This is a genomic window from Caballeronia sp. SL2Y3, assembly GCF_022879575.1.
Classification (GTDB): Bacteria; Pseudomonadota; Gammaproteobacteria; order Burkholderiales; family Burkholderiaceae; genus Caballeronia.
Window position 1 is genome coordinate 294,181 of the sequence record NZ_CP084263.1, and the last position, 26,121, is coordinate 320,301.

At 65.7% G+C, this 26,121-nt stretch carries 25 protein-coding genes; 8 read left to right on the forward strand and 17 right to left on the reverse strand.

The window, feature by feature from the left end; genetic code table 11:
- The first annotated feature begins 17 nt into the window (after positions 1-17).
- The 8 genes from LDZ26_RS23660 to LDZ26_RS23695 all read left to right on the forward strand — a co-directional run bounded on the left by LDZ26_RS23660 (position 18) and on the right by LDZ26_RS23695 (position 7,260).
- A complete protein-coding gene (locus tag LDZ26_RS23660) occupies positions 18-1,097 on the forward strand; it encodes an ABC transporter ATP-binding protein (protein ID WP_244851727.1) in 1,080 nt (359 codons plus the stop codon).
- Positions 1,084-1,956, forward strand: a complete 873-nt coding sequence (locus tag LDZ26_RS23665) for an ABC transporter permease (protein WP_244851728.1) — start codon at positions 1,084-1,086, stop codon at positions 1,954-1,956. Before LDZ26_RS23660 ends, LDZ26_RS23665 begins: the two co-directional genes overlap by 14 nt.
- Positions 1,957-1,972: 16 nt before the next feature.
- Positions 1,973-2,770 (forward strand): ABC transporter permease, encoded by a 798-nt coding sequence (locus LDZ26_RS23670; RefSeq protein WP_244851729.1) that lies wholly within the window; start codon positions 1,973-1,975, stop codon positions 2,768-2,770.
- Positions 2,767-3,894, forward strand: a complete 1,128-nt coding sequence (locus LDZ26_RS23675) for an FAD-binding oxidoreductase (protein ID WP_244851730.1) — start codon at positions 2,767-2,769, stop codon at positions 3,892-3,894. The genes LDZ26_RS23670 and LDZ26_RS23675 overlap by 4 nt, the downstream gene beginning before the upstream one ends.
- Positions 3,895-3,905: 11 nt before the next feature.
- The gene (locus LDZ26_RS23680; RefSeq protein WP_244851731.1) at positions 3,906-4,274 is read left to right on the forward strand and encodes a (2Fe-2S)-binding protein; all 369 of its coding nucleotides are present in this window, start codon (positions 3,906-3,908) and stop codon (positions 4,272-4,274) included.
- On the forward strand, positions 4,264-5,679 hold the full coding sequence (locus LDZ26_RS23685) for an NAD(P)/FAD-dependent oxidoreductase (RefSeq protein WP_244851732.1): 1,416 nt from the start codon (positions 4,264-4,266) through the stop codon (positions 5,677-5,679). The genes LDZ26_RS23680 and LDZ26_RS23685 overlap by 11 nt, the downstream gene beginning before the upstream one ends.
- Positions 5,672-6,838: an FAD-binding oxidoreductase gene (locus LDZ26_RS23690; RefSeq protein ID WP_244851733.1), complete on the forward strand. Its 1,167-nt coding sequence runs from the start codon at positions 5,672-5,674 to the stop codon at positions 6,836-6,838. Before LDZ26_RS23685 ends, LDZ26_RS23690 begins: the two co-directional genes overlap by 8 nt.
- A 68-nt stretch (positions 6,839-6,906) precedes the next feature.
- On the forward strand, positions 6,907-7,260 hold the full coding sequence (locus LDZ26_RS23695; RefSeq protein WP_244851734.1) for a RidA family protein: 354 nt from the start codon (positions 6,907-6,909) through the stop codon (positions 7,258-7,260).
- A 101-nt stretch (positions 7,261-7,361) separates the two neighbouring features.
- On the opposite strand, the gene LDZ26_RS23700 is transcribed toward LDZ26_RS23695, so the two are convergent.
- From LDZ26_RS23700 to LDZ26_RS23780, 17 genes are all read right to left on the reverse strand, one after another.
- Positions 7,362-8,747 (reverse strand): GntP family permease, encoded by a 1,386-nt coding sequence (locus LDZ26_RS23700; RefSeq protein WP_244851735.1) that lies wholly within the window; start codon positions 8,745-8,747, stop codon positions 7,362-7,364.
- A 47-nt stretch (positions 8,748-8,794) separates the two neighbouring features.
- Positions 8,795-9,682, reverse strand: a complete 888-nt coding sequence (locus LDZ26_RS23705) for an amidohydrolase (protein ID WP_244851736.1) — start codon at positions 9,680-9,682, stop codon at positions 8,795-8,797.
- A gap of 48 nt (positions 9,683-9,730) precedes the next feature.
- On the reverse strand, positions 9,731-11,005 hold the full coding sequence (locus LDZ26_RS23710) for an MFS transporter (protein ID WP_244851737.1): 1,275 nt from the start codon (positions 11,003-11,005) through the stop codon (positions 9,731-9,733).
- 70 nt (positions 11,006-11,075) lie between these two features.
- Positions 11,076-11,801: a GntR family transcriptional regulator gene (locus LDZ26_RS23715; RefSeq protein WP_244851774.1), complete on the reverse strand. Its 726-nt coding sequence runs from the start codon at positions 11,799-11,801 to the stop codon at positions 11,076-11,078.
- Positions 11,802-12,082: 281 nt separating this feature from the next.
- Entirely contained in the window at positions 12,083-12,763 is a 681-nt protein-coding gene (locus tag LDZ26_RS23720; protein WP_244851738.1) for an HAD family phosphatase, read from the reverse strand.
- Positions 12,764-12,767: 4 nt separating this feature from the next.
- Positions 12,768-14,321 carry an FGGY-family carbohydrate kinase gene (locus LDZ26_RS23725; protein WP_244851739.1) on the reverse strand — a complete coding sequence of 518 codons (1,554 nt, stop codon included), beginning with the start codon at positions 14,319-14,321 and terminating at the stop codon, positions 12,768-12,770.
- Entirely contained in the window at positions 14,284-15,258 is a 975-nt protein-coding gene (locus LDZ26_RS23730; RefSeq protein ID WP_244851740.1) for a shikimate dehydrogenase, read from the reverse strand. Before LDZ26_RS23730 ends, LDZ26_RS23725 begins: the two co-directional genes overlap by 38 nt.
- Entirely contained in the window at positions 15,255-15,902 is a 648-nt protein-coding gene (locus LDZ26_RS23735) for a glucose-6-phosphate isomerase (RefSeq protein WP_244851741.1), read from the reverse strand. The genes LDZ26_RS23730 and LDZ26_RS23735 overlap by 4 nt, the downstream gene beginning before the upstream one ends.
- A gap of 3 nt (positions 15,903-15,905) precedes the next feature.
- Positions 15,906-17,294, reverse strand: a complete 1,389-nt coding sequence (locus tag LDZ26_RS23740) for an FAD-binding oxidoreductase (protein ID WP_244851742.1) — start codon at positions 17,292-17,294, stop codon at positions 15,906-15,908.
- A 37-nt stretch (positions 17,295-17,331) separates the two neighbouring features.
- Positions 17,332-18,117 (reverse strand): SDR family NAD(P)-dependent oxidoreductase, encoded by a 786-nt coding sequence (locus LDZ26_RS23745; RefSeq protein ID WP_244851743.1) that lies wholly within the window; start codon positions 18,115-18,117, stop codon positions 17,332-17,334.
- Positions 18,114-18,878, reverse strand: a complete 765-nt coding sequence (gene rpiA / locus LDZ26_RS23750; RefSeq protein ID WP_244851744.1) for a ribose-5-phosphate isomerase RpiA — start codon at positions 18,876-18,878, stop codon at positions 18,114-18,116. Before rpiA ends, LDZ26_RS23745 begins: the two co-directional genes overlap by 4 nt.
- 40 nt (positions 18,879-18,918) lie before the next feature.
- The gene (locus LDZ26_RS23755) at positions 18,919-19,764 is read right to left on the reverse strand and encodes a MurR/RpiR family transcriptional regulator (protein ID WP_244851745.1); all 846 of its coding nucleotides are present in this window, start codon (positions 19,762-19,764) and stop codon (positions 18,919-18,921) included.
- On the reverse strand, positions 19,764-20,477 hold the full coding sequence (locus LDZ26_RS23760; RefSeq protein WP_244851747.1) for an HAD-IA family hydrolase: 714 nt from the start codon (positions 20,475-20,477) through the stop codon (positions 19,764-19,766). Before LDZ26_RS23760 ends, LDZ26_RS23755 begins: the two co-directional genes overlap by 1 nt.
- Entirely contained in the window at positions 20,474-21,988 is a 1,515-nt protein-coding gene (xylB, locus tag LDZ26_RS23765; RefSeq protein WP_244851748.1) for a xylulokinase, read from the reverse strand. Before xylB ends, LDZ26_RS23760 begins: the two co-directional genes overlap by 4 nt.
- Positions 21,989-22,024: 36 nt before the next feature.
- The gene (locus LDZ26_RS23770) at positions 22,025-23,479 is read right to left on the reverse strand and encodes an aldehyde dehydrogenase (RefSeq protein ID WP_244851750.1); all 1,455 of its coding nucleotides are present in this window, start codon (positions 23,477-23,479) and stop codon (positions 22,025-22,027) included.
- A 14-nt stretch (positions 23,480-23,493) separates the two neighbouring features.
- Positions 23,494-24,531 carry an ABC transporter permease gene (locus LDZ26_RS23775; protein WP_244851751.1) on the reverse strand — a complete coding sequence of 346 codons (1,038 nt, stop codon included), beginning with the start codon at positions 24,529-24,531 and terminating at the stop codon, positions 23,494-23,496.
- Positions 24,532-24,542: 11 nt separating this feature from the next.
- Positions 24,543-26,105 carry a sugar ABC transporter ATP-binding protein gene (locus LDZ26_RS23780; RefSeq protein WP_244851752.1) on the reverse strand — a complete coding sequence of 521 codons (1,563 nt, stop codon included), beginning with the start codon at positions 26,103-26,105 and terminating at the stop codon, positions 24,543-24,545.
- Positions 26,106-26,121 lie beyond the last annotated feature (16 nt).

Below are 26,121 nucleotides of genomic sequence, written 5' to 3' on the forward strand. Positions count from 1 at the left end.
TCGAAGGAGTCACGCGCATGGCATTTCTGACGCTTCAGGGCATCTCCAAACGCTACGGCGATTTCACGGCAATCGAACAGCTCGATCTCTCGGTCGAGCGCGGCGAGTTTCTGTCGCTGCTCGGCCCGTCCGGATGCGGCAAGACCACGACCTTGCAAATGGTCGCGGGCTTCGTCACGCCGACGACCGGCCGCATCGAGCTAGACGGCCGCGACATCACGAACGAACGCCCGGAGAAGCGCGGCATCGGCGTGGTGTTTCAGAGCTACGCGCTGTTTCCGCACATGACGGTGGCGGGCAACGTCGGTTTCGGGCTGGAGATGCGCAAGGTCAGGCGCCGCGAGCGCGAGGAACGCATCGAGGAGGCGCTCGCGCTCGTGCGGCTCAAGGGCCTCGGGCATCGGTATCCGAAGGAGTTGTCGGGCGGCCAGCGGCAGCGCGTGGCGATTGCGCGCGCCATCGCGATGCAGCCCGAACTGCTGCTGCTCGACGAACCGATGTCCAATCTCGACGCCAAGCTGCGCGAGGAAATGCACATCGAACTGCGCGCCATTCAGAAGCGCCTCGGCATCACGACGATTCTCGTCACGCACGATCAGGTCGAAGCGATGACCATGAGCGACCGCATCGCGGTCATGCATCGCGGCACCATCGCGCAACTCTCGACGCCGTATGACGCTTACGAGCGTCCCGCGACGGCGTTCGCATCGACGTTCCTCGGCCGCACCAACGCGTTCGCGGGCGAAGTGCTGCTGCGCAATCCGCGCTGCGCGGTGGTCGACGTCGCCGGCACGCACCTGCATGTGCCGCACGAAGGCCGTCAGGTGGATGGCGCGGTGAACGTCTATATCCGCCCGGAGAAAGTGCATCTCGCCAACGGCGATGCGCGCATCAAAGGTCACATCGCAACGCGCGTGTTCGTCGGCAATCAATGGCTGCTCGAAGTCGACACCGCGCTCGGCAAGCTGCGCGTCGCCCAGCCGAATCACGGCGCGCCGCCGCCCGAGGAAGGCGATGAAGTGGGCCTCGCCTGGACCGACGACGATCTGCGCGTGCTCACGCAGGAAGGCAGGGAGACGCAGCATGGCCACGCTTGACGACGCCCGCCCCGGCGCGGCGCCGTGGCTGCTCTCCGGGCCCGCGCTGCTGCTCTTCACCGGCCTGCTGCTCGTGCCGCTCTTGCTCACGCTCGTGCTCTCCTTCCGCGTCTTCAGCGATACGGCGGGCGTCACCTCCGCTTACACGCTCGCGAACTACTGGGAAGTCGTGAGCGACCCGTATTACGGCACCATCTTTCTGCGCACGGCGGGCCTCGCGTTCGGCGTCACGCTGCTCTCCATCGTGCTCGGCGTGCCGGAGACGATCATCCTCGCGCGCATGAGAAAGCCGTGGCAATCGCTGTGTCTCTTGATCGTGCTCGGGCCGCTGCTCATCTCGGTGGTCGTGCGCACGCTCGGCTGGCAGATCCTGCTCGGCAACAACGGCGTGCTCAACAACGTGCTGCAAGCGCTGCACGTTACTAGTGAACCCATCCGCCTCGTCTTCACGATGACCGGCATGATCATCGCGCTCACGCACGTGCTGGTGCCGTTCATGGTGATGTCCGTCTGGGCCAACATGCAGAAGCTCGATCCGCAGGTGGAATGGGCGGGCCGCTCGCTCGGCGGATCGCCGCTCAAGGTCTTCCGGCGCGTGGTGCTGCCGCAGATCATGCCGGGCGTGCTGTCGGGTTCGATCATCGTCTTCGCGCTGTCGGCGTCCGCGTTCGCCACGCCCGCGCTCATCGGCGGACGGCGCCTGAAGGTGGTCGCCACCGCCGCATACGACGAATTTCTCGGCACGCTCAACTGGCCGCTCGGCGCGAGCATCGCCGTGCTGCTGCTGATCGCGAACGTCGCCATCGTGATGGGATGCAGCCGTCTCGCGGAACGCCGTTTCAAGCACATTTTCGACTGAACGCGAGGACACGCACATGAAACAGAACGGCCCGCTCGCGCTCGTCTTCAATGCGCTCTTTCTGACGTTCATCCTCGCGCCGCTCGCCGTGGTGATGCTGGTTGCGTTCACCGACAAGGGCTTCATTGCGATGCCCTTCGACGGCGCGTCGTTCCGCTGGTTCCACGCGATCATCGAGAACGGCGACATCGTGTCCGCGTTCTGGCTGTCGATCAAGCTCGCGTTCGCGGCCGCGACCGTCGGCGTGCTGCTGGCCGTGCCCGCGGCGCTGGCCATTGCGCGCTACCGCTTTCCCGGCCGTGCGGCGCTCACCAGCTTCTTTCTCTCGCCGATGATGATTCCCGCCGTCGTGCTCGGCATCGCGTTCCTGCGGTTTCTGTCGATGCTCAATCTGTCGGGATCGTTCTGGTCGCTCGTATGCGCGCATGTGGTGATCGTGCTGCCGTATGCGCTGCGGCTCGCGCTGTCGTCGGCGGTGGGGCTCGACCGCGATGCCGAACGCGCGGCGCTTTCGTGCGGCGCGAGCCGCTTCACCGCGTTTCGCCGCGTCGTGCTGCCGATGATCCGCACGGGCGTCGCGGGCGGCTGGGTGCTCTCGTTCATCCAGAGCTTCGACGAACTGACGATGACCATCTTCGTCGCGACACCCGGCACCACGACGCTGCCCGTGGCGATGTACAACCAGATCGCGCAGACGATCGATCCGCTGGTCGCGAGCGTGTCCGCGGTGCTGATCGTCGGCACGGTGCTCCTGATGATCCTGCTCGACCGCATGGTCGGACTGGACCGTATCCTGATCGGAGAAGCCCGATGACTTCTGTTAGTCCCGACGTACTCGTGCTGGGCGGCGGCCTCGTGGGTTCCGCCGTCGCGTACGGCCTCGCCCGCGAAGGCGCGCGCGTGACCGTGCTCGATGAAGACGACGGCGGCTTTCGCGCCTCGCGCGGCAACTTCGGCCTCGTGTGGATTCAGGGCAAGGGCTACGGCCTGTCGCCCTACGCGCGATGGTCGCGCAGTTCGGCGGCGCGCTGGCCGGCGCTCGCGGAATCGCTGCATGACGAATCGGGCGTCGATGTCGCGCTGCGTCAGCCCGGCGGCTTCCACTTCTGCTTCAACGACGCCGAACTCGCCGACCGCGAAAAGCGTCTCTCGACACTGCAAGCCGAACTGGGCGACTACCCGTACCAGATGCTCACGGCCGCCGAAGTGCGCGAGCGCATTCCGCAGATCGGACCGAAGGTGATCGGCGCGAGCTACACGCCGATGGACGGTCATGTGAATCCGCTCAAGCTGCTGCGCGGCCTTCACGCGTCGATGCAGGCGCGCGGCGTGCGCCTCGTATCCGCCGAGCGCGCCGAGCGCATCGTGCCGGAGAGAAACGGCTTCGTCGTGCACGGCAGGCGCGGCACGTATCGCGCCGGGCGCGTGGTGCTCGCGGCCGGCCTCGGCAATCGCACGCTCGCGCCGTTCGTCGGGCTCAATGCGCCCGTCGCGCCGAATCGCGGACAAGTGCTCGTGAGCGAGCGCGTCGCGCCGTTCCTGCATTATCCGACGCTCAACGTGCGTCAGACCGACGAAGGCAGCCTGCAATTCGGCGATTCGATGGAAGAAGTCGGCTTCAACGACTTCACGACGACACACGTCCTCGCCGATATCGCCCGCCGCGCCGTGCGCGCGTTTCCGCTGCTCGAACACGTGCGGCTCGTTCGCATGTGGGCCGCATTGCGCGTCTACAGCCCGGACGGCTTCCCGGTCTATGACCAGTCGGAGGCGCATCCCGGCGCGTTCGTCGTGACTTGCCACAGCGGCGTGACGCTCGCCGCCGCGCACGCCATGCGCATTGCCCCGTGGGTTCTCGGCGCGCCGATTCCCGAGGAGCTTCCCGCCTTCTCCGCGCGCCGCTTCGAGCACGCCAAAGAACTGATCTCCGCACATTGAGCCAGCACGACATGACTTCATCGACACCTTCGCTTTTCAAGCCGTTGCCGGGCGCGGACAGCGCGAACATCGACATCTTCTTCAACGGTCAGGCCCTGAGCGTGCCGGGCGGGCGCTCGGTCGCGGCGGCTCTGCTCGCGGCAGGCGTGTCGCGGTTTCGCGCGACGCCGGTCTCGGGCGCCCCGCGCGCGCCGTACTGCATGATGGGCGCGTGCTTCGAATGCCTGGTCGAGATCGACGGCGTGCCGAGCCGCCAGAGCTGCATGGTCGAAGTGCGGGCCGGCATGCGCATCCGTTCGCAGGAAGGCGCGCGCGATCTGCCGCCATCCGTCGATACCGATACTGCCGATGCATCGCTGGAGAACGCGCATGGACGCTAACCTCGTCTCATCGAACGCCGAAGCGGTGGATGTCGTCGTGATCGGCGCGGGTCCTGCGGGCATGAGCGCCGCGACGCGAACGGCGCGCGCGGGCCTCAAGACCGTGTTGATCGACGAACAGGATGCCGCCGGCGGGCAGATTTATCGCGGCATCGGCCGTGCGGATGCGCGCCGCAAGGAGATTCTCGGTCCCGACTACGCGGCGGGCGGCGCGATCGCGCAGGCGTTCGCGTCATCGGGCGCGCGGCATTTGACCGGCGCGACCGTGTGGCAGGTCACGCGCGAGCGCGGCATCAACTATCTGAAGGACGGCAAGATCGGCAGCTTCCAAGCAGAGCGCGTGATTCTCGCGAGCGGCGCAATGGAGCGGCCCTTCCCGATTCCCGGCTGGACGCTGCCCGGCGTGCTGACGGCGGGCGCGGCGCAGATCCTTCTCAAGAGCGCGGGCGAAGTGCCCGCCGCGCCGCCGGTTCTCGCGGGCTGCGGGCCGCTGCTCTATCTGCTCGGCTGGCAATACGTTCGCGCCGGCGTGCCGATTCGCGCACTCGTCGATACGACGCGCCACGAAGACCGCTGGCGCGCGAAGCGTCACATGCTGTCGGCGTTGCGCGCGTGGCCGTATCTGAGCAAAGGCTTGCACCTGATGCGTACGCTGCGCGAAGCGGGCGTGCCCATGTTCGAGGCCGCCGACGACCTGCGCGTGGAATTGCGCATCGGCACGGACGGCGTGGAGCACGCGAGCGCGCTCAGCTTCACGACGCAGGGCGCGGCGCATCGCATCGAAGCGGACGTGATCTTGCTGCATCAGGGCGTGGTACCCAATACGCAGTTCACGCAGGCCTTGCGGGCGGCGCACCGTTGGGACCATGCGCAACTCTGCTTCACGCCGAAAACCGACGCATGGGGCGAACTGGACGTGCCCGGCATTTTCGTCGCGGGCGATGGCGCGGGCATCGGCGGCGCGCAGGCGGCGGCGCTGCAAGGGGCGCTCGCGGGTGTCGCGGTGGCGGCGCAACTCCGCGCGATCGAGCCGGCCAGGCGCGATCTCGAAGCGGCGGCGCTGAGACGCGATCTCGCAGGCGCCATGCGCATTCGCCCGTTCCTCGATTCGCTGTATCGACCGCGCGATGAGAACCGCATTCCGAAGAACGAGACAATCGTCTGCCGATGCGAGGAAGTCACCGCGGGCCAACTGCGCCAGTTCGTCGAACTGGGCTGCGTCGGGCCGAATCAGGCGAAGTCGTTCGGACGCTGCGGCATGGGGCCGTGTCAGGGCCGCATGTGCGGGCTGACGGTGACGGAGGTTATCGCTCAGGCGCGGCGCGTGTCGCCGGCCGAGGTCGGCTACTACCGCATTCGCCCGCCGATCAAGCCGCTCACGCTCGGAGAACTCGCCGGTGAATGAGATCAGCGAAGCCGATGTGATCGTCGTGGGCGGCGGCTTGCACGGCACCAGCAGCGCATTCCATCTCGCGAAGCGCGGCGCGAGGGTCGTCGTGCTCGAAGCCGATTACGTGGCGCGGCACTCGTCGGGCGTGAACGCGGGCGGCGTGCGCACGCTCGGGCGTCCGTTGCCCGAGATTCCGCTCGCGCTGATGTCGCGGGAGATGTGGCATGGCATGAAAGAACTGCTCGGCGAAGACGGCGGATTCGTTCCATCAGGACAACTGAAGATAGCCGAGACCGAAGCGGAACTCGACGCGTGCCGCGAGCGCGTGGCGCTGCTCGAAGCGCATGGATTCACCCACGAGAAAGTGATCGACCGGCAGACCGTGCTGGAACTGGAACCGGCGTTGGCCAAGCACGTGACGGGCGGCATCTGGGTTGAGCGCGACGGTTATGCGCTGCCGTATCGCACGACGACTGCGTTCCGGCTCGCCGCGCAACGGCTAGGCGTGCGCTTCTTGGAGGGCACGCCTGTCAAGCGCATCGAGCAGCGCACCGCGCGATGGATCGCGCACACGCCGCGCGGCACGTTCAGCGCCGAGAAGATGCTCATCGCGTCGGGCGCGTGGTCCGGCGAACTCGCGAAGCAGGCCGGCGAGAGCGTGCCCGTGCATCCCGAAGGGCTCATGCTGATGGTCACGCATCGCGTCGCGCCCTTCTGCCGCGCAACGCTCGGCGCGACGGGCCGGCCGCTGTCGTTCAAGCAGTTCGATAACGGCACGGTGGTGATCGGCGGCAAGCTGATCGGCATTGCCGAGTTGGCGAATCGCCACGGCGAAGTGGACTTCATGCGCCTCGTGAAGAGCGCGCAGACCGTCACCGATCTCTTCCCGCATTTGCGTGATCTCGGCGTCAATCGGGCGTGGGCGGGCGTCGAAGCCTTCACCGAAGACGAACTGCCGGTCATCTCCGCGAGCCGCACCGCGTCGAATCTCTACTACTCGTTCGGCTATTGCGGCAGCGGCTTTCAGCTCGGGCCGGGCTGCGGCAAGCTCGTTTCCGAACTTATGCTCGACGGCGCGCCTTCGCTTTCGCTCGATGCGTTCGCCATCGACCGGTTCGACACGCGCGCTGCTTCGTCATCGAGCGAGAACGCCGCGACGCTCGTCGCGCACTGATTCCATCTTTTCAAACCGCCGCGCGTGCCGACTGCATGCGCGGACCTCGCATTCAAAGGAGCCATTCAATGAGCGATATCGTTCGTATCGACACCAATCAGCGCATGAGCCGCGTCGTCAAGGCGGGCGGGCTCGTGTTCATCGGCGGGCAGACGTCCGCGGATCAGACGCCCGATATCAAGCAGCAGACCGCCAGCGTCCTCGAAAAGATCGATGGCTATCTGGAGAAAGCGGGCATCGACAGAACGCGTCTGGTGTCGGCGCAAGTGTGGGTGGCGAACATCGAGCGCGATTTCGCGGGCATGAACGAAGTGTGGGACGCGTGGGTGCCCGAAGGCTGCGCGCCGACGCGCGCGACGGTGCAAGCGCAGCTTGCGTCGCCGGCGTTGCTGGTGGAGATCGCCGTGGTCGCGGCGGGCTGACGGGCGCGCTTTTTTCGGTCGATTGCAACGGTGGCGGTGAGGAGCCTGCCGCCGTCATCGCGAGTCCGCTGCCCGTCGCCTAAAGCTCCCATGCGAGCCGGTCAGTGAACACCGATAACCGCATTGAACACGAGCGCCATGACCAGACCGACCACCGCGACGATGGATTGAACCACCGAGATCGTTTTGGTGGCTTCGCCCATCGTCATGCCGAACGATTCCTTCACCATCCAGAAGCCGGCGTGGTTCGCGTAGTTGAAGAACAGCGAACCGCAGCCAATCGACAAGGCCAGCAACGGCAAGTTGAGGCTCGGATCGGCTCCTGCAAGCGGGGCCAGCAAACCCGCTGCGCCGACGATGCCCACCGTCGCCGACCCGGTCGAGACGGAAAGCGCCATGGCGATCAGCCAACCGAGAATCAGCGGGGGAAAGGCGAAGTGCTGCGTCAGATGCACGATGGCCTCGCCCACCTTTGCGCTCGTCAGCATCTCCTGAAATGCGCCGCCTCCCGCGATGATCATGATGATGGATGCAATCGGCTTGAGACTCATGCCGAGCGCGTGGCGCAGCTTCTCGGCATCGCCTCCTCGCGCGAGGACCAGGGTCGTGACAGCGAACAGTACGCCCAGCAACATCGCAATCAGCGGATTGCCGAGGAAGCTCGCGACGTGCAGCATCGGCGAGCTTTTCGGCAACACCATTTCGGCGATTGCATGAACCAGCATCAGGATGGCGGGCAACAACGCGGCCAACACGCCGAGCCCGACAGCAGGCCGCCGGTCCGCGGGGGCCTGCTCCACGACGGTGAACTGGTCCAGCAAGCCCTGATCGGGCCGCGTGCTCATGCGTGGCGAAATGAACGCGCCATAGAGCGGGCCTCCCAAAACCATCGCGGGAATCGCGGCCAGAAAGCCATACAACATAGTGGGGCCCACCGAAGTCTTGAGCGTGGCGATCGCGGTCAATGGCCCCGGATGCGGCGGGACCATGCCGTGCATGGCGGCCAGCGCCGAGATCACCGGCACACCGACGTACACATAAGCCGAGCCCTTGAAGCGGGCATGACTTTCCAGCTTGCGCGCGACGCTGAAGATAAGCGGCAGCATGACGACCAGCCCCACTTCGAAGAACATCGGAATGCCGACGACGAACGCCACGAGCGTCATGGCCCACGGAATCATCCGGTCAGAGGCGCGCCTCAGCATGGCTTCGGCGATCTGCTCAGTGATGCCCGCATCGGCGAGGATCTTGCCGAGCATCGCACCGAGCGCGATGACCACGCCCACAGCGCCCAGTGTCTTTCCGGCGCCGTTCGTCAGATGCTTGACGATGCTTCCCGGCTCCATGCCGGTGGCGAAGCCCACGCCGATGGATACGACGAGCAACGCCAGAAGCGGATGCATCTTGATGCGCGACACGATGAGCGCGACTAGCAGCAGCACGCTAAAGAGCGCGGTGAGCAATAAATCGATGTCTAGAGGAGTCATTTAATCTATCTTCGGGTTCGGAGTGTGTTGCCAGATGCGCGGCGCGATTACTGATTCGCGGCCTCGTGATCGAACATGTAGAGGCTCGCGGGCGTGTGCGTCAGCACGACGTTGCGTTCTTCCGGGTCCGGGATGAGCGCGTGCAATAGTGCGAGCGATGTGGTGAACTGCTCCGCGCTCTCGAACTGCGTATGAGGCCAGTCGCTACCCCACATCAGGCGATGCAGCCCGAAGGCATCCCTCAACGAATCGAATGCCTTGCGGGCTTCGCGCTCGACGACGTCATGCGCCGGCCAGTTACGGTATGCCCCGGATACCTTGACCCACACGCGCTCTGATCGACCAAATTCGAGCAGACGGCGAAAGCCTGCATCGCTCGCGCCGAGAGCCGGATCGGGCCTGCCGAAATGGTCGACAACGACATCGACGCCCGCTTCGAGCAACGGCGCGACGATGCCTTCGAGTCTTGCTGCTTCCTCGTGCACTTCCACATGCCATGCCAGTTCCCGCACATGAGCCAGCGTCCGCGCGCTGATCCAATGGTCGAGCGGATTGTCGGCGTGCCCGATCAGGTTCAGCCGTATGCCCACGATGCCCGCTTCGGCCATATCCGTCAGCGTGTGCAAATCGCAATCGCGCTCGATTACAGCGACGCCACGCAGCCTGTCGCGCGCGCTATTCAATGCATCGAGCAGATAGCCGCAATCGGTGCCGAGAAAGCTCGGCTGCACGAGCACGCCGCGCGCTATGCCATGCGCATCGAGTTGCGCGAGATAAGCATGCAACGGCGCGTCGTAATCGGGCGCATAGCGGCGATGCTCGGCGAGCGGAAGACCGCGCCTGAAGACATGAGCATGCGTATCGACTGCTGCGATCGCGGACCGACGATGCGCATCCTTTCGACGGCTCACGTCTGTCTCCAACTCAGGGAGCATGGGTCTTTCCTCATCAATGGTTTCGACGCCGCGCGAGTGTCGGGCGCATCAATGCCTCGGAGCGTGAGCGAGCGGACGCGCGTCCTGCGCGCCGGAAGCGACTTCGCCCAGCACGCGGCCGCGCGTCTCGGGCAGCATCAGGACAGACAGCACGACGATGGCGTAGGCGAGGCCCGCATCGATGCCGATCGCCGTGCCGAGCGACATATTCGCCGACATATGCCCGACGAGCACAGGGAACCCGGCGGACACGACGCGACCGAAGTTGTAGCAAAACCCGACGCCCGTGCCGCGCACGCCGCGCGGATACAGCTCGTTGAACAGCGCGCCCATGCTCGCGGGAATGCCCGCCGCGAAGAAGCCGAGCGGAAAGCCGAAGAACAGCATTGCGGTATTGCCGAGCGGAAGGAACAAATAGGCGACCACCGTTATCACGCAGCAGATCGCGAACGTGAGAATGGTTCTTCGGCGACCGATGCGATCCAGCAATTGCGCGCTGACGAGGCATCCGCAAAAGAACGCGACGATCACGACGGCGAGATAGCCGCCCGTACCGAGCACGGACAGATGGCGCTCGCTCTTCAGGAACGTCGGCAGCCACGTCATCAGCGCGTAGTAACCGCCGTGCGCGCCGACGCCCAACAACGCGCCGATCAACGTCATGCGAAGCATTCCCGCTGAGAAGATGCCGGTGTCACGCGTCGCCTGCGACGATTGTGACGATCGCGCCGGCGCTTGCGGCTCCTGCACGCCGCGCCGGACGTACAGGATCAGAAGCGCGGGGACGATGCCGATGCCGAACATCACGCGCCATGCCGTGGCCGCAGGCACGAGCGAAAACATCAGCGCATACAGCAACACGGCTGCGCCCCAGCCGACGGACCATGCGCTCTGCACGCTGCCCATCGCCTTGCCGCGATGCTCGTTGCGGATGGTCTCGGCCATGAGCACGGCGCCTGCCGCCCACTCGCCACCGAAGCCGAAACCCTGCAACGTCTTCAGCACGAGAAACTGCGGATAGTTCTGCGCGAACGCGCACAGGAACGTGAACACGGAGAAGAACGCGACGGTCCATTGCAGTGTCCTGACGCGGCCGAACCGGTCGGACAGCATGCCCGCGATCCATCCGCCCAGCGCCGACGCAACGAGCGTGACGCCGCTCACCAGCCCCGCTTGCGTGCGGCTGATCGACCACTCGGTGATGATCGCCGGAATGACGAGGCTGAACATCTGCACGTCGAGCGAATCGAGCGCCCATCCGCCGAAGCACGCCCAGAACGTCCTGCGTTCATTGCCCGAAATTTCTTTGAACCAGTTGAACATGCCGCCCCCCCTCTCCCGTCTCCGTCGCCGGTTGTATTCGGAACAACGCGCTTGCGTTAGCGCCCGATCGCTAGCGGATCTCCGCCTGATAGATGAACTCGCTGGCGGGCCCACGCGAGCGGCGCCATTCCAGCGGCTGCCGGTCGTAGCCGAATGCAAGACGTTCGATGACGACGGCCGGCGCGCCCGGTTCGATGTTCAGCAGTCTCGCGTGCCGTGAGCCGATGGCTTCGACGGTCAGCGTTTCAGTGGCGGACGCCACGATCTGGTTGCACTGCGTCTCGTACACCGGATAAAGCAGATCGCCGATTTCGTGCAGGTCCATCTTCGCGAACGCCGCAAAGCGCGCGTACGGCAGCCATATTTCTTCGGCGAGCATCGGCACGCCGTCGATCAGCCGCACACGCGACATCTGAATCACGCGGGCCGTCCGCGCTATTTGCAATGTCGCGGCGACTGCGGACGGCGCATCGACGACCTCGCGTCGCAAGATCCGGCTCTCCGGAATGCGGCGTTCGCCTTGTCGTGTCTGAAAGCGAAAGAAGCGAAACAGCGAACCGTCGAAGTTCGCGCGGCGCACGAATGTCCCTCTGCCCTGGAATCGTTCGAGAAGACCTTCGGCCACGAGCAGATCGACGGCCTTTCTCACCGTACCGACGGCAACACCGTAGCTCTGAGAGAGCGCTTGTTCGGTGGGAATCGCTTCGCCCGGTCGCCAATGACGAGCCGCGATCAGGGCAACCATTTCGTCGCGCAAGCGTTGGTAACGCGGCAACCGGTCATCGGACTGCATGATGTCTCTCCGTCGAATTCATATATATGATTGCATGTTTTCGACTGTAGACGGATGCGGGATAACCCTGTCTGATCCGGGGGATCGGTACAGGGTGTTTGCGACGAAGAAGGGGGGATGTGCTGCTTGCCGACGCCGACATGCGTCGGCATTCATCGACGCTGGCGGATGGTGGTATTGGCTTGGGAAGTCGGAGCGACTAGCGGGCCGGATGCGTCAGGGCCGCGCCGCCGTGAGCGGACACAAGAACAACCGTCCGCTGACTGCGGCCCGAACTAACCGCTCTATCGCAACGCCTTGAGCGAAAGCCCGAGCTTCGCCGCGAGTTCGTCCGGCGAGCGCACGATGTCGGCTTCGGCGTGAAAGAGCGCGGCGGCTTCGTCATCGACGGGCCAGCCGATCACGCGCATGTGCGCCGCGATGGCACCGAGCGCGCCGGTCGGACTGTCCTCGACCGCGACGACCTCTTCCGGCGCGAGCCGCAGCAGCCACGCTGCGCGTTCATACGGCTCCGGACTCGGCTTGCCCTGACGCACGTCGTTGACGCTGACCGTGATGAGCGAAGGGTCTTCGATTCCGAGCGCGCGCAGGTTCGCTTCGAGCAACATGCGCGACGCGTTGGATACGATCGCCTGCGTGATGCCGGCCGCCTTCGCCGCGCGATAGACCTCGAGCGCGCCGGGACGCGGCGTGAGCTTCGGCGCGCCGTTCAGGTACGAGCGCGCCCGAAACGCCGACCACTCGCCGAAGTCGACCGTCAGCCCGAATCGTTCGCGAACGAGCGCATGCACTTCTCGCCCGGTCTTGCCGAAGACGAGCGGATGCATTTCATGACCTGCCTGCACGCCGTGATGCGCGAGCGCCTCGACGAGCGTCGCCAGATGCAGCGACTCGCTCTCGATGAGCGTGCCGTCCATGTCCCACAGAATTGCCTTGATCAAAGCCTGATTATCCTTGTCGTGCATGCGCTCAGAACGCGTGTGCGTCGAGCGCGTCGAGATCGTCGTAGAACTGCTGCGCCTGCGCGTAAAGCCCCTCGAAAATGGGCATCATGCGATCGTACCTGTCGCTTGCGCGCGGGTCGGGCTGCACTTCGCGCTCGAACCGGACGAAGGCGCCGACCGCATCCGCGAGACGCGCGAACTGTCCGTGCGCGGTGGCCGCGAGAACAGCGCAGCCTATCACGCCGCACTCCACTTCGGCAGGAACGAGGATCGGCGTGCGATACATGCTCGCCTTGATCGCGAGCCACAACGCGGCCCTCGCGCCGCCGCTCGCCGCCGCGATCCGGTCGATGCCGCCGTCTTCCGGCCGAAGCAGCGCGATCTGACGGCGCACCGCGAACGCCACGCCTTCGAGGACCGCGCGGTGCAAGTGCCCCAATCCGTGCTTGGCCGTGATGCCGAAGAACTGCGCGCGCGAGTTGGCGTGTTCGCCGAGTCGCTCGCCTGTGAGATACGGCAGGAAGAACAGGCCGTCCGCACCGACAGGCGCGCTCGCGGCCTTCTGCGTGATGACATCGTAGGACAAGGCATTTTCATGGAACGCACGCCGCGCCCAGCGCATCGCGTCGCCGCCGGAATCCAGCAGCATGAAGCGGCCCCAGGAGCCATCGCATGTCACGAGGTTGGAGACGTCCGGGTGCAGCATCGGCGTATCGGCAATGACGGTGATGATCGACGACGTTCCCGTGATATCCGACGCCAGCCCCGGCGCATGCACGCCCGAGCCGAGCACCGATACCGGATAATCCGCCCCGCCGACGAGCACGGGCGTCCCTTCACGCAAGCCGGTTTGCGCGGCGGCGTCCTTCGTGACGCCGCCGAGAATGTCGAGCGGCGCGCGGATCGGCGCGAGCTTCGCGGCATCGAGGCCGAAGGCATCCAGAAGCGCGCGGGACCACGTGCGAGTGGATGCATCCATCAGATAGCTGGTCGATGCATCGCTCCAGTCGCATGCGCGCTCGCCCGTCAGCCGGAAGTTCACGTAGTCCTTCGGCATGAACACGGTCGTCGCGCGCTCGAACGCGGCGGGATCGTGCGCCTTCAGCCATTGCAGCTTGAACGCGGGCCACGCGGGCGTCGCGGGATTGGCGGCCTGCCTTGCATGCGACGCGTAGTCGTCCCGCGCGCGAAACGCGGCGACTTCGGCACTGGTGCGCTTGTCGTTCCAGAGCGGCGCGGTGTCGCGCGTGAGCTTGCCGTCGTCGTCGATGAGCACAGTGCCGTGCATCTGGCCGCACGCGCACACCGCAACGACACGCGCCGCTGCATCCGGGACGCTCGCCAGCACTTCGCGAATGGACCGCGCCGCGCCCGACCACCAGTCGGCCGGACGCTGTTCGGACCAGCCGTAGCGCGGCACGATCTGCTCGTGCTCGTGCGCGGCGATACTCCACACGACGCCTCGCGCATCCACGAGCGCGGCGCGCACGCTGCCGGTGCCCACGTCGATCGCGAGATAGAAGGCGTCCACGGCCCCGGCGTCAGGCAGCGCCTGCGCGCGGTGCGGGCTTGCCTGCATCGGCGGCGATGCGGCAGAGCGTCTCGAAGGCCGGTCCGCGCGTCGCGATATCGACATGAAAGACTTCGGCCATCACGCGCGTCCAGCCGTAGATGAAGTAGGTCCAGCCGTCTTCGACTTGCAAGTGCCTGCGCTCGCGCTGCGCGCGCGCCTGATCCAGAAACACGAGATCGCCGCGATAGTTGAGCTCCCATACGATCGCGCGTTCGGGAAACACGGCGGCGTGCGTGAGCGGCGATCCGGGCCTGTCCTTGCCGAGCCCGGTTGCATTGATGACGAGCGCGCCGGGCGACAGCCGCGCCATCACGCGGTCGTTGTCGTCGGGCTGAGAGACGAGCACGTATTCGCACGGCACGCCGAGATTCAGTTCGCGGTGAATGCGTTCGATCTCCTGCAAACGCTCGTGCGACGGGTCCGACACGATCACCTTCGAAGGCCGGTCCGCGCCCCGCTTCGTCTGCATCAGATGCCACGTCATCGCGATCGCCGATCCGCCCGCGCCCATCACGAACACTTCGGCATGCGAGGTCGCGAAGTGCTGCGCGGGCAGGAAGCCGTCGAGCGCAAAGCCGGCGGTAATCGGGTCCTTGGCATGGCAGACGAACTTGCCGTCGCGCTTGGACAGGCAACTCGTCTCGTTCATGGCGCGCGCGTACTCGTCGATCTCGTCGAAGAGATCATGGCACGCGGCATACAGGTCGATCTTGTGCGTCGTGACGAGCGCGCCGAGCGAAAGCGGATCGTCGCGCAGAAAGCGCACCGCCTCGCGATACGCCTCGGGCTTGGCATGCGGCGGGAAGTCGATGCCCTTCATCTGCACATCGCCCAGACCGAGATGCCTCGCCCATTCGGGAAACACGCGCATGATCGAACTCTGCGCGGTGGTCACGCCGATAAACCAGAACGTGGGCTTGCTTGCCGCTTCGTATGCCATCATTCGCGCTCCGTTCGTGCCAGCAGACCGGCTATCTGCGCCTCATCGCGCGCGACATACGCCGGGTTCGCCTCGCTGCGATAGCCGCCTTTGCCGTCATCGAGAATGCGCAGCTTCATGCCGTTGGCGCGCTCGATGATCGCGTAATCCTGCCCCGCATCGGCGGGATAGCAGAACAGCATGACGAAATCGTCTCCGCCCAGATTCACCGAGCGATGAATCCATCGCGGCGGCACGTAGCACACGGTATGAGCCTCTATTTCGACGATACGCGTCTCGCCGTCGGGCGACTCCATCAACATGAGTCCATGCCCCTTGAGCCCGAAGTACAGCTCGGGCCTGTCGATGTTCGCGTGGATGTGCCCGCGCGTCATGAAGAACTCGTCGCCCACCTTGCCTGGACTCATGCGCGTGACGCCGGTGATCAGATCGCCGGGCGCGTCGCTCGGACGATGATCGGTCACGTCGTACACGACCTCGTCGCCGCTCGCGGCCGCCAGGGTGGCGAAGGCATCGGCATCGCCATAGAGGCCGTTGAGATCCTTCAGCCGCTTCTGATAGCGCGTGCCCGTGCCCTCCATCAGGCCGCTCGACAGATCGACTTTGAACGCGCGAGGCTCGGGCCAGTTCGAAAGAGTTGGCTTCATCGGTCACACCACCTTGCCGGGGTTCAGAATGCCGAGCGGATCGAGCGCCGACTTGATCGCGCGCATCGCCGCGATATCGCTTTCGCGGCGGCTTCGCGGAAGATAATCGCGCTTCTTCGTGCCGATGCCGTGCTCCGCTGAGATGGAGCCGTCGAACTCGCGCGTGACGTCGTAGATCACGCGGTCAATGTCATCGTGATCGTGCTTGCCCATGCCCGGCACATCCACGACGATATGGATGTTTCCGTCGCCCAGATGGCCGTAGGTCATCACGAGCGCGTCGGGCCATTGCTCGCGCAGACGCGCTTCGCAACGCGCAGCGGCGTCGCCGACCTGCGCGATCGAAAAGCTCACGTCATAGGCCGCGTGATTCGGAATGAAGCGCTGGTATTCGCCGGGCGCATCGCGGATCGCCCAGAAGTCGCGCGCGTGCGCTTCCGACGATGCAATAGCCGCATCCGTCACCACGCCCGCTTCGAGCATGCCGCCGAGAAATTCCTCGAAGGCTTCGTTGTGCCGCGCGGGGTCGGTGCCAACGCTTTCCAGCAGCACGTAGAACGGATGCGCCTCGGCAAGCGGCGCACGCAGCGCGGAGAGGTTGGCGATCACCGCGTCGTGATAGCCCGCCCACATCACTTCAAAGGCCGATACGCCCGCTGCCAGTTGCGCCTGGGCGCGCGTGAGCAGCGTCGTGACCGAAGCGAAGTCGGGCAAGGCGCACCATGCGGTCGCCGTGGCCGTCGGCTTCGGCCGAAGACGCAACACCACGCGCGTGATGACCGCGAGCGTGCCTTCGCTGCCGATCAACAAATGGCGAAGATCGTAGCCGCTGTTGTTCTTGATCATCTTGTTGAGCCCGCCGATGACCTCGCCGCTCGCGAGCACCGCTTCGAGCCCCAGGACCTGATCGCGCATCATGCCGTACTTGATGACGCGGTTGCCGCCGGCATTCGTCGCGAGGTTGCCGCCAATCGCGCAACTGCCGCGCGCGCCGAGATCGAGCGGGAAGTAGAAGCCGGCCGCGCTCGCCGCCTCCTGCACCGTTTGCAGCGCGACGCCGGCTTCGACGGTCATCGTCGCGGAGACTGCATCGATCTCGACGATGCGGTTCATCCGCTCCAGACTCAGCGCGATCTCGCCGCCACGCAGGTTCGCGCCGCCGACGAGTCCCGTCAGGCCGCCTTGCGTCACCACCGGCTGACGGTAGCGCGTGCAGATGGCGAGCGCCTGCGCGACTTCGTCCGTATCGCGCGGACGCACGAGCGCGAGCGGCACCGCGCCGGGCAAGCCGCTCCAGTCCACCACGCGCTTGTCGCCGAATTCTTCCGGCAAGGCCACCACATCCGCGCCGAGGGCGTCGCGCAATGCGTGGATTGCATCGAGTGCGCTCATAGCTTCATCGTCTCCGTTCATCTTGTCAGTGGCCGCATCACCAGACCGTGTAGCCGCCGTCCATAACGATGTCCGATCCCGTCACGAACGCGCTCGCCCGCGACGCGAGAAAGACGACGCCCGGCGCGATTTCGTCCGGCGTCGCCATGCGTTCCAGCGGCGTGTAGTCGAGCCACACTTTGCGCCATGCTTCGTTTGCGAAGCCGCGCTTGGTCAGTTCGGTTCCGACATAACCCGGCGATATGGAATTCACGCGGATGCCGTCCGCCGCCCATTCGGCGGCGAGCGAACGCGTGAGATGAATCACGCCCGCTTTCGATGCGTTATACGATGCCTGCGGCTGAGGCTTGTTCGCGATGCTCCCGCTCATGCTCGCGATGTTGACGATCCGCCCGCTCTTTTGCCGCGACATGTGACGCGCGGCGCTGCGGCAGCAATAGAACACGCCGTCGAGGTTCACGGCGAGCACGGCGCGCCACGCGGCGTCGTCGGTTTCGAGCGCGGCCGCGTTCCTGACGACGCCCGCGTTGTTGACCAGCACGTCGAGTCTGCCGTGCCTGGCGACGATCGCATCGAAGCCCGCATCGACCGACGATGAATCCGTCACGTCCAGCGTGACGAAGCTGCCACCGATTGCGTCGGCGGCGCGCTGCCCGAGCGTCGCTTCGCGGTCGGCGATGACGACCGTCGCGCCCGCATTGCGCAGCGCCTTCGCTATCGCGAGACCGATGCCCTGCGCCGCGCCGGTGACGACGCAGACTTCGCCGTCCAGACGAAAGACGTCGAGGGTCGCGCCAGTGTCTTCCTTCGCGATCTCGCTCATTGGCGCGCTCCGTCGAATACGACGATATCCGCCGTGCCGTCCGCATGACCCACGATCATCTCGCTCGCGATGCCGGTGAAGAGACCGTGCTCGACCACGCCGGGAATGGCGTTGAAGCGCGGCGCGAGCGCGAGCGGATCGGAAATGGCTTCGAGATGGCAGTCGAGAATCCAGTTGCCGCTGTCCGTCACCACGAGCGCGCCGTTCTTCGTGCGCCGCTCGATCCTGATGCCCGCATCGAATCCGGCCGATACGAACAGCTCGCGCAGCAGACGCTCCGTGCTTTGCCAGCCGAACTGAATCACTTCGATCGGCAGCGGAAAACGCCCGAGCGTATCGAAGACCTTCTTGTCGTCGACCACCGCGACCATCTTGCGCGACGCCGCCGCGACGATCTTCTCCCACAGCAGGCACGCGCCACCGCCCTTGATCATGCTGCCCTGATGATCGATTTCGTCCGCGCCGTCGATGGTCACGTCGAGCCGGTCGATCTGCCCGAGGTCGGTCAATGGCACGCCGAGTTCGATCGCCAGTTCGCGCGTCGCATTCGATGTCGGCACGCCGACGATATCGAGCCCGTCCTTCACGCGCGGCGCAAGCGCACGCACGAACCAGTGCGATGTCGTGCCCGAGCCGAGCCCCACTTTCATGCCCGGCGCGAGATAGTGGTCGACCGCCTTGATGCCCGAGACGAGCTTCGCCTCGTCCTGCTTCGATTGCGGCTCCAGTCGGGCATAGCCCGGTTCGATATGCGTACCCAATTGCGTCTCCGTTGTTATCGAAACACCCTTGAAACAAGGGCTAATCCATGAACTTGTCGGTGAACCACGGGTCGAGCGCGGCGAGGTTGTCGGGCAGCTCGCGCCCTTGCCGCAGGCCCAGCATGGCGACCAGCATGTTCACCACGAGCAGATGATTGATGCGCGCCGTGAGCGGCGTGTACAACTCGGTGTTCTCGTATGCGGGCACGGCGACGGTCAGGTCGCAGGTCTGCGCGAGCCGCGAGCCCGGCGCGCACACCGCGATGGTCACCGCGCCCTTGCCCTTCGCCATCGCGGCCGCCATCACGAGCGACTTGGTCGAGCCCGAATGCGAGAAGAAGACCGCCACTTCGTCGTTGCGCAAGGTCGGCGCGAGCAGCAGTTGGCGCTGGCTTTCGAGCACGACGCGGCAATGCAGCCCGAGGCGGAAGAACTTGTGCTCGGCATCGAAGGCGATGGTCTCCGAGATGCCGAGGCCGAATAGGAAGATGCCCTTCGCATCGATCAGATATTGCGCCGCGCGCTCGACGGCCGCGGAATCCACGTCACGCGCGAAGCGTTGAATGGCATGCAGCGAGTTGTTCACGATCTTGCTGCACACGCTTGCGGGCGTATCCGCGTTCGTGATGGCTTCGTAGTCGAACGGCGCCTGCGGTATCAGGCCCTGGCCGAGCCGGACCTTGAAGTCCTGATAGTCCGCGCAGTCGAAGCGGCGGAAAAAGCGCACCACGGTCGGGTCGCTCGTTTGCGCCGCTTCCGACAACTCGGCCATGCTCATCTTGAGCGCGGCTTCTGGCGCGCCCAGCAATACATCGGCGATGCGCAAGGTCGCGCCCGTCAACGATGGGTGTTCAAGCGCGATACGGCGCAGCAGGTCGTTTCTCATCAGGCTCCCGGCAGGCGCGACGCATTGAGCGCGGCGCACCTCGTCACTAACTCGGCGAAGGAATCGAGCCGCCTGTCATCGGGCACGGGAACATCCGGCCCGGTGCCCCAGTTGACGATCAGACAGCGAACCTGCGCGTCGCGTGCGCACTGCGCGTCGATGCGCGTGTCGCCGATATAGAGCGTGTGCTCGGGCGCGGCGTCCATCTGTTCGAGCGTCATCAGCAAATGCCGGGGATGCGGCTTTCTTTGCGCAAGCATATCGCCTCCGACGACCGCGCTGAAATACCGGTCGATGCCGAAGTGCGCGAGCACCGCCTGCGCCAGTTGCTGCGCCTTGTTCGTGCACACGCCGAGCTTCACGCCGGCCGCATGCAGCGCGGGAATCGCATCGAGCGCGTCGGCGTAGAGCGTCGCCTTTTCGACCGGATGCTGCTTGTAGATGGACAGATAGGTCTCGACGTCGGCGCTGACGCGTGCCTGATCGAGTTCGAGACCGAGCCCCTTGTACAACTTGTCGATCAGCCCGTGCGAGCCTTCGCCGATAAACTTCTCCACGAAGCCGACCGTCTGCGGCGCGATGCCGTGCGTCGCGAGCAGGCGATTCACGGCGCTTGCGATGTCCGGCGCGGTATCGACGAGCGTGCCATCGAGATCGAATACGACTGCGTCGACCGTTCGTTCGGCCTCAAGGATGATTTCGTTGACGGTCATCGGCTCGGGTTCTCCATGGCGATGTGTTGATAGACCGGACGCAGCGCGTCGTACAGCGTGCGGAAAGTGTCGAAACGTGCGTCGTAGAGCGCCTCGAGCGATGCGTCCGGGCTCACGCGACTCGTCACGCGCAGCGTGCCGACCGCTTCGTCGAGCGATGTCCACCAGCCCGCGCCCACGCCCGCCGCGAGCACCGCGCCGTACGCGCCGCCCTCGGATGCGCCCGTGACCGTGGTCACCTCGCGTTGCAGCACGTCCGCGAGCATTTGCAGCCACAGCGGCTCGCCGGTCGCGCCGCCCGAGACACGAACCTCGTCGCACGTGAGGCCGGCGCTCGCGCCCAGCGATGCGATCGCCCGGATGTTCAGCAGCACGCCTTCCATGACGCTGCGGATCATGTGAGCCGCATCGTGCGTCGACGTGAGGCCGATCCATGCGGCACGCCCGTCTGCCGCGACATGCGGGCAGCGTTCCCCGAGCAGATACGGCAAAAAGAGCAGTCCGTCGCAGCCGGGCGCGGCGGCTTTCGCCAGTTGCGTCATGCCTTCGAAGGACAGATCCGGCGTCATGCGCCGCAGCGCGCCGCGCAGCCATTCGAACGCGCCGCCCGCCGAGAGCGTCACGCCCATCACGTGCCAGCGGCCCGGCGCATTGCCGCAGGAAATCTGCAATTGCCCGGTAGCTTCGGGACACGTACGCAAGCCGCCCGCGACGATGCCCGCCGTGCCGATGGTCACGCCGAGCGGGCCGGCATCGATCGCGCCCATCGACGTCGTCTGGATGACCGAATCGCCGCCGCCGCCGAACACGGGTACATCGCCCGGCAAGCCCCACGCCTGCGCCAGTTCGCCCCGCAACGTTCCCGCGCGTTCGGTCGATTCGACGACCTGCGGCAACAGCGATGCGGGTAAGTCGAGCGCGGACATCAGCGCGCCGGACCACTGGCGCTGGCGCACGTCGAAGAGGCCGGTGCCCGACGCGTCGGACACATCGGTGATGTGCTCGCCGGTCAGACGCAGGCGAAGGTAGTCCTTCGGATTCAGCATCCGCCGCATGCGCGCGAACAGCTCCGGCTCATGCTCGCGCATCCACAGGAGCTTGCCCGCCGTAAAGCCCGGCAACATGCGGTTCTGCACCCGCGCGAGCAGACCATCGAGCCCGCCTGCGCGCGCGGTGATCTCGTCGCAATACGGCGCGGCCCGCTGGTCGCACCAGAGGATCGCGGGACGCAGCACGTTGTCGGCTTCGTCGAGCGCGGTCAGGCCGTGCATCTGTCCGGATAGCCCGATGCCCGCCACCGCGCGACGATCCGGCAGCGCGTCGAGCACTTGCGCGAGCGCGGTCTGCGTCGCGCTCCACCAGTGCTCCGGGTCCTGCTCGGCCCAGCCGGGACGGGGCGAAACGAGCGGATACGCCGCGAGCGCCTTCGCCGCGACATTGCCCGCGCCGTCCACTGCAATGACCTTGCATGCGGACGTGCCGACGTCGATGCCGAGAAGATACCGTTCCATGGCCGCTCCGTTTGCGTATGCGTGGTCGTGCGTCTCTTATGCGCGGTGACGCAGCCGCACGTGCTTCAGGTGCAGATAGCCTTCCATGCCTTCGCGCCCGTGTTCGTAGCCCGTGCCGCTCTGCTTGCGGCCGCCGTACGGCGCGTTCATGATCCCCGCGTCGACGTTATTGATGGCGACGTTGCCGAAGTCCAGCTCGCGCGACAGCGCGAACGTCTCCCGCAAATGCTCCGTGTACGCGTACGCCGCGAGGCCCGCGGGCGTGCCGTTGGCCGCCTCGATGGCGTCGTCGAGCGTCGTGTAGCGCGCCACGCCGATCACCGGGCCGAACGTTTCCTCGTGCATCACGAGCATGTCGGGCGTGCCGTCGGCAATGACCGTCGGTGCATAGAAGAGGCCCCGTTCGTTCGATGCCATCGCATCCGGCCGGCCGCCGCCGCACAGAATGCGGCCGCCGCGCTCGCGTGCATCGTCGAGATGACGGCGCACCTTCTCGACACCGGCGCGCGTGGCCATCGGTCCCACATCGGCTTTCTCGTTCGCGATGCCGTCCGCGACGACGAGCTTGCCCGCGCCATCGACGAGGCGTTCGAGGAAGGCGTCATAGACCGCTTCCTGCACGTAAGCGCGATTAATCGAAATGCAGATCTGCCCCGCGTTGCGGAAGCCGCGCCGCAGCGCGCCCGCGACCGCGAGATCGAGGTCCGCATGGGCGGTCACGATGAGCGGGCAGCTTCCACCCAGTTCGAGCGACAAGCCCGTGATGCCGCGCACCGTCTTGTAGATGTCCTCGCCCGCGCTGCCGGAACCCGTGAACGCCACCTTGTCGATGCGCGGATGTCCGACGAGCCGCTTGCCGGCTTCTTTCGCGCCCATCACGAGATTGGCGACGCCCGCCGGCAATCCCGCGCGATGCACGCAGCGAAACACCGCTTCCGCGCTCGACGGCGTGAACTCCGACGGCTTCACGACGATCGTGCAGCCCGCCGCGAGCGATGCCGCGAGCTTCCAGCCGATCAGTTCCACCGGATAGTTCCACGGCGCAATGGCCGCCACCACGCCGACCGGCTCCTTCTCCACGATACTGACGAAACCGTCGTCTTCGTTCGGGATCGTCTCGCCGTAGATGCGCACGGCCTCTTCCGCGTAGTAGTGGAACGCCTTCGCGAGCTTGCGCGCCTCGCCCTGCGCTTCGGCGAGCGGCTTGCCCATTTCCGTCGTGATCGCGAGAGCAATGGCGCGTTCGTCTTCCGCGATGCAATCGGCTATTGCATGCAACAGGCGCGAGCGTTCGAATGGATTCACGCGTCGCCAGCTTCGGAAAGCGCGCGATGCGGCATCGACGGCGGCATCGATGGTCGCCTGATCGGCATCGGGCGCGCGGGCGACGGTCTGCTCCGTCGCCGGATTCACGACATCGATCCATTCGCGAACGCCTTCACTGCCGAAGCGCCCATCGATATACATCTCGCACTGACGAGGTTCTGTCATGGTCCGGATCAAGGTTATTGCGACACGAAGTTGACGCGGATGGCATCCACCGCGACCGCGATGAAGATGAGAATGCCGCCGATCATCTGCACATAGAACGAAGGCACTTCGGTAATCGCGAGGCCGACGTGGATCACCGTCAGCAGCAGCACGCCGCCGAGAATGCCGAGCGCGCCGCCGCGTCCGCCGAACACGCTCACGCCGCCGATGATCGGCGCGGCGATGGCATAGAGCAGGAAGCCTTCGCCCTGATCCGACGTGATCGCCATTTGCCATGCGGCGAGCAGATAGCCCGCGACGCCCGCGAGAAAGCCCGACAGCGTGAACGCGATGACCTTCACGCGATTCACGCGGATGCCCGCCGAATTGGCGGCGAGCGCGTTGCCGCCGGTCGCGTAGAGATAGCGGCCGAGCACCGTCTTGCGCAACATGAAGCCCATGCCGATGAGCACGACGAGAAAGACGATCGGCATGACGGGCCAGTTGTTCACCGTGTACTGGCCGATCCAGATATAACCGGTGGACATGTCCGAGATGGTGTTGCCCTGCGTCACCGCGAGCAGCGAGCCTTGCAGCACGATCATCACGGCAAGCGTCTGGATGAGCGACACCATCTTCAGGCGCGTCACGCACAGGCCGTTGAAGAAGCCGATCGCGGTCGCCACCGCGATGCCCAACGGCACGCCGACGGCGGGCGTGAGGCCGAGCCGCGTCGAGAGAATCGCGCCGATGGCGGCGGAAAATCCCATGTTGCTCGCAATCGACAGGTCGATCTCCGCCACCATCAGCGGCATCGACACGGCGAGCGCGAGCAGGCCGAGCACCGTCGCCTGCACCAGCACGTTCTGCAGATTCGACAGCGTGAAGAAGAACGGATTGAGCACGCCGAACACGACGACGAGCGCCGCGAGCCACAGCCAGACGACGTTCTGGAACACCCACTGCACGCCGCCCTTGCCGCGCTTGCCGCTTGCCGTGGCCGGCGCCGCGCCGCCCTGACCGGCGAGCGACGCCGGCGCAGGCGACGAAGAAAGGTCGCTTCGTGTTTGCATGGACTGTCTCCTCATGATTGATTCACCAGCGGCTCGGCGCGCACGCTGTCGTTCGACGCCGGCTCCACATTGAAGGCAGCCTGCAAGATGGCGTCCTTCGCGATGTCCGCGCCGGTGTATTCGCGCTCGATGCGCCCGCCGACGAACACCGACACGCGATCGACCAGACGCACCATTTCATCGAGATCGCTCGTAATGACGATCACGCTCAATCCCTCGCGCGTCAGCGTATCGATGATGCGATGCACTTCCTCCTTCACGCCCACGTCGATGCCGCGCGTGGGTTCGTCGAGGATCAGGAGCTTCGGCGACGTGGCGAGCACGCGGCCGAGGCAGACTTTCTGCTGATTGCCTCCGGAAAGCGTGCCGAGCAGCACTTCGGCGGTCGGCGCTTTCACGCGAAAGTGCTCGAAGTAACGCGCGACGACACCGCGTTCCGCGTTCGCATCGATGACGCCGGCCTTCGATACGTTCCTGAGGCTCGACAGCGTGATGTTGTGCGCGATGCTTTGCAGACCGACGAGCCCGTCGCGATGACGGTCGTCCGACAGATACGCGATGCCTCGCTGGAACGCTTCGCCCGGATGAGCGGCGGGCGCGCTCGTGTTGCCGTCGTGCGTGATTTGGCCGCGCGTCGCGCGATTCGAGCCGAAGAGCGCGAGCGCGAATTCCTTCGCGCCCGACCCCGGCAGTCCGGCGAACCCGACGATCTCGCCCGGCGCGATGGAAAACGCGTCCACCTGCACGCCCGGCGCCGCGAGACCCTCGACACGCCAGCCTTCACGGCCGGCCGCCGCCGTATCCCGCCGTTCGCGATAGAACAACGGCACGTCGCGCCCGATGACGAGCTCGGACAGACCGTCCGAGTCGATCTTCGAGAGATCGTCGTGCTCGCCCGCGAGCCTGCCGTTGCGCAGGACGGACACGCCGTCGCAGATATCGAGAATCTCTTCGTTGTAGTGCGAGATGAAGACGAAGCTCACGCCGCGCGCCTTCAGGCTGCGCATGAAGTCGAACAGGTGCTCGCGGTCGGCGAGCGTGAGCGCGGTGGTCGGTTCGTCGAGAATCAGCAGCTTGCCGCCGCTGTGCAACGCACGCAGGATGTTGAGCTTGCGTTTGGCGACAGCGGACAGCAGACGCGCGGGCATGCGCGGATCGAAATCCGTGCCTTCGAGCGCGGCTTCGACGCTTTGCATCAACGCGCGCTGATCCACGCGGCCCGTGATGCCGCGCTTCAGAGGCCAGCGGCCGAGCATCAGGTTGTCGGCAACCGACATGGAATCGACGATCATCGGTTCCTGCGTCACCAGGAAGACGCCGCGCGCTTCCATCTCCTGAACGTCCGAGCCCTGTACGTCTTCGCCGTCCAGGACGATGCGCCCTTCGCTCGGCGCGGTTTGTCCGCTGATCAGCCGCACGAGCGTGGACTTGCCCGCGCCGTTTTCGCCGAGCAGACCGTGGATCGTGCCGCGCCGGATGTTGATCGACACGCGGTCGAGCGCGAGCACGGCCTTGTAACGCTTGACGACGTCGTGGGTCCGCAGGATGTAATCGTTGCTGGGTATATCCGACATTCAGAAAGTCTCCGGT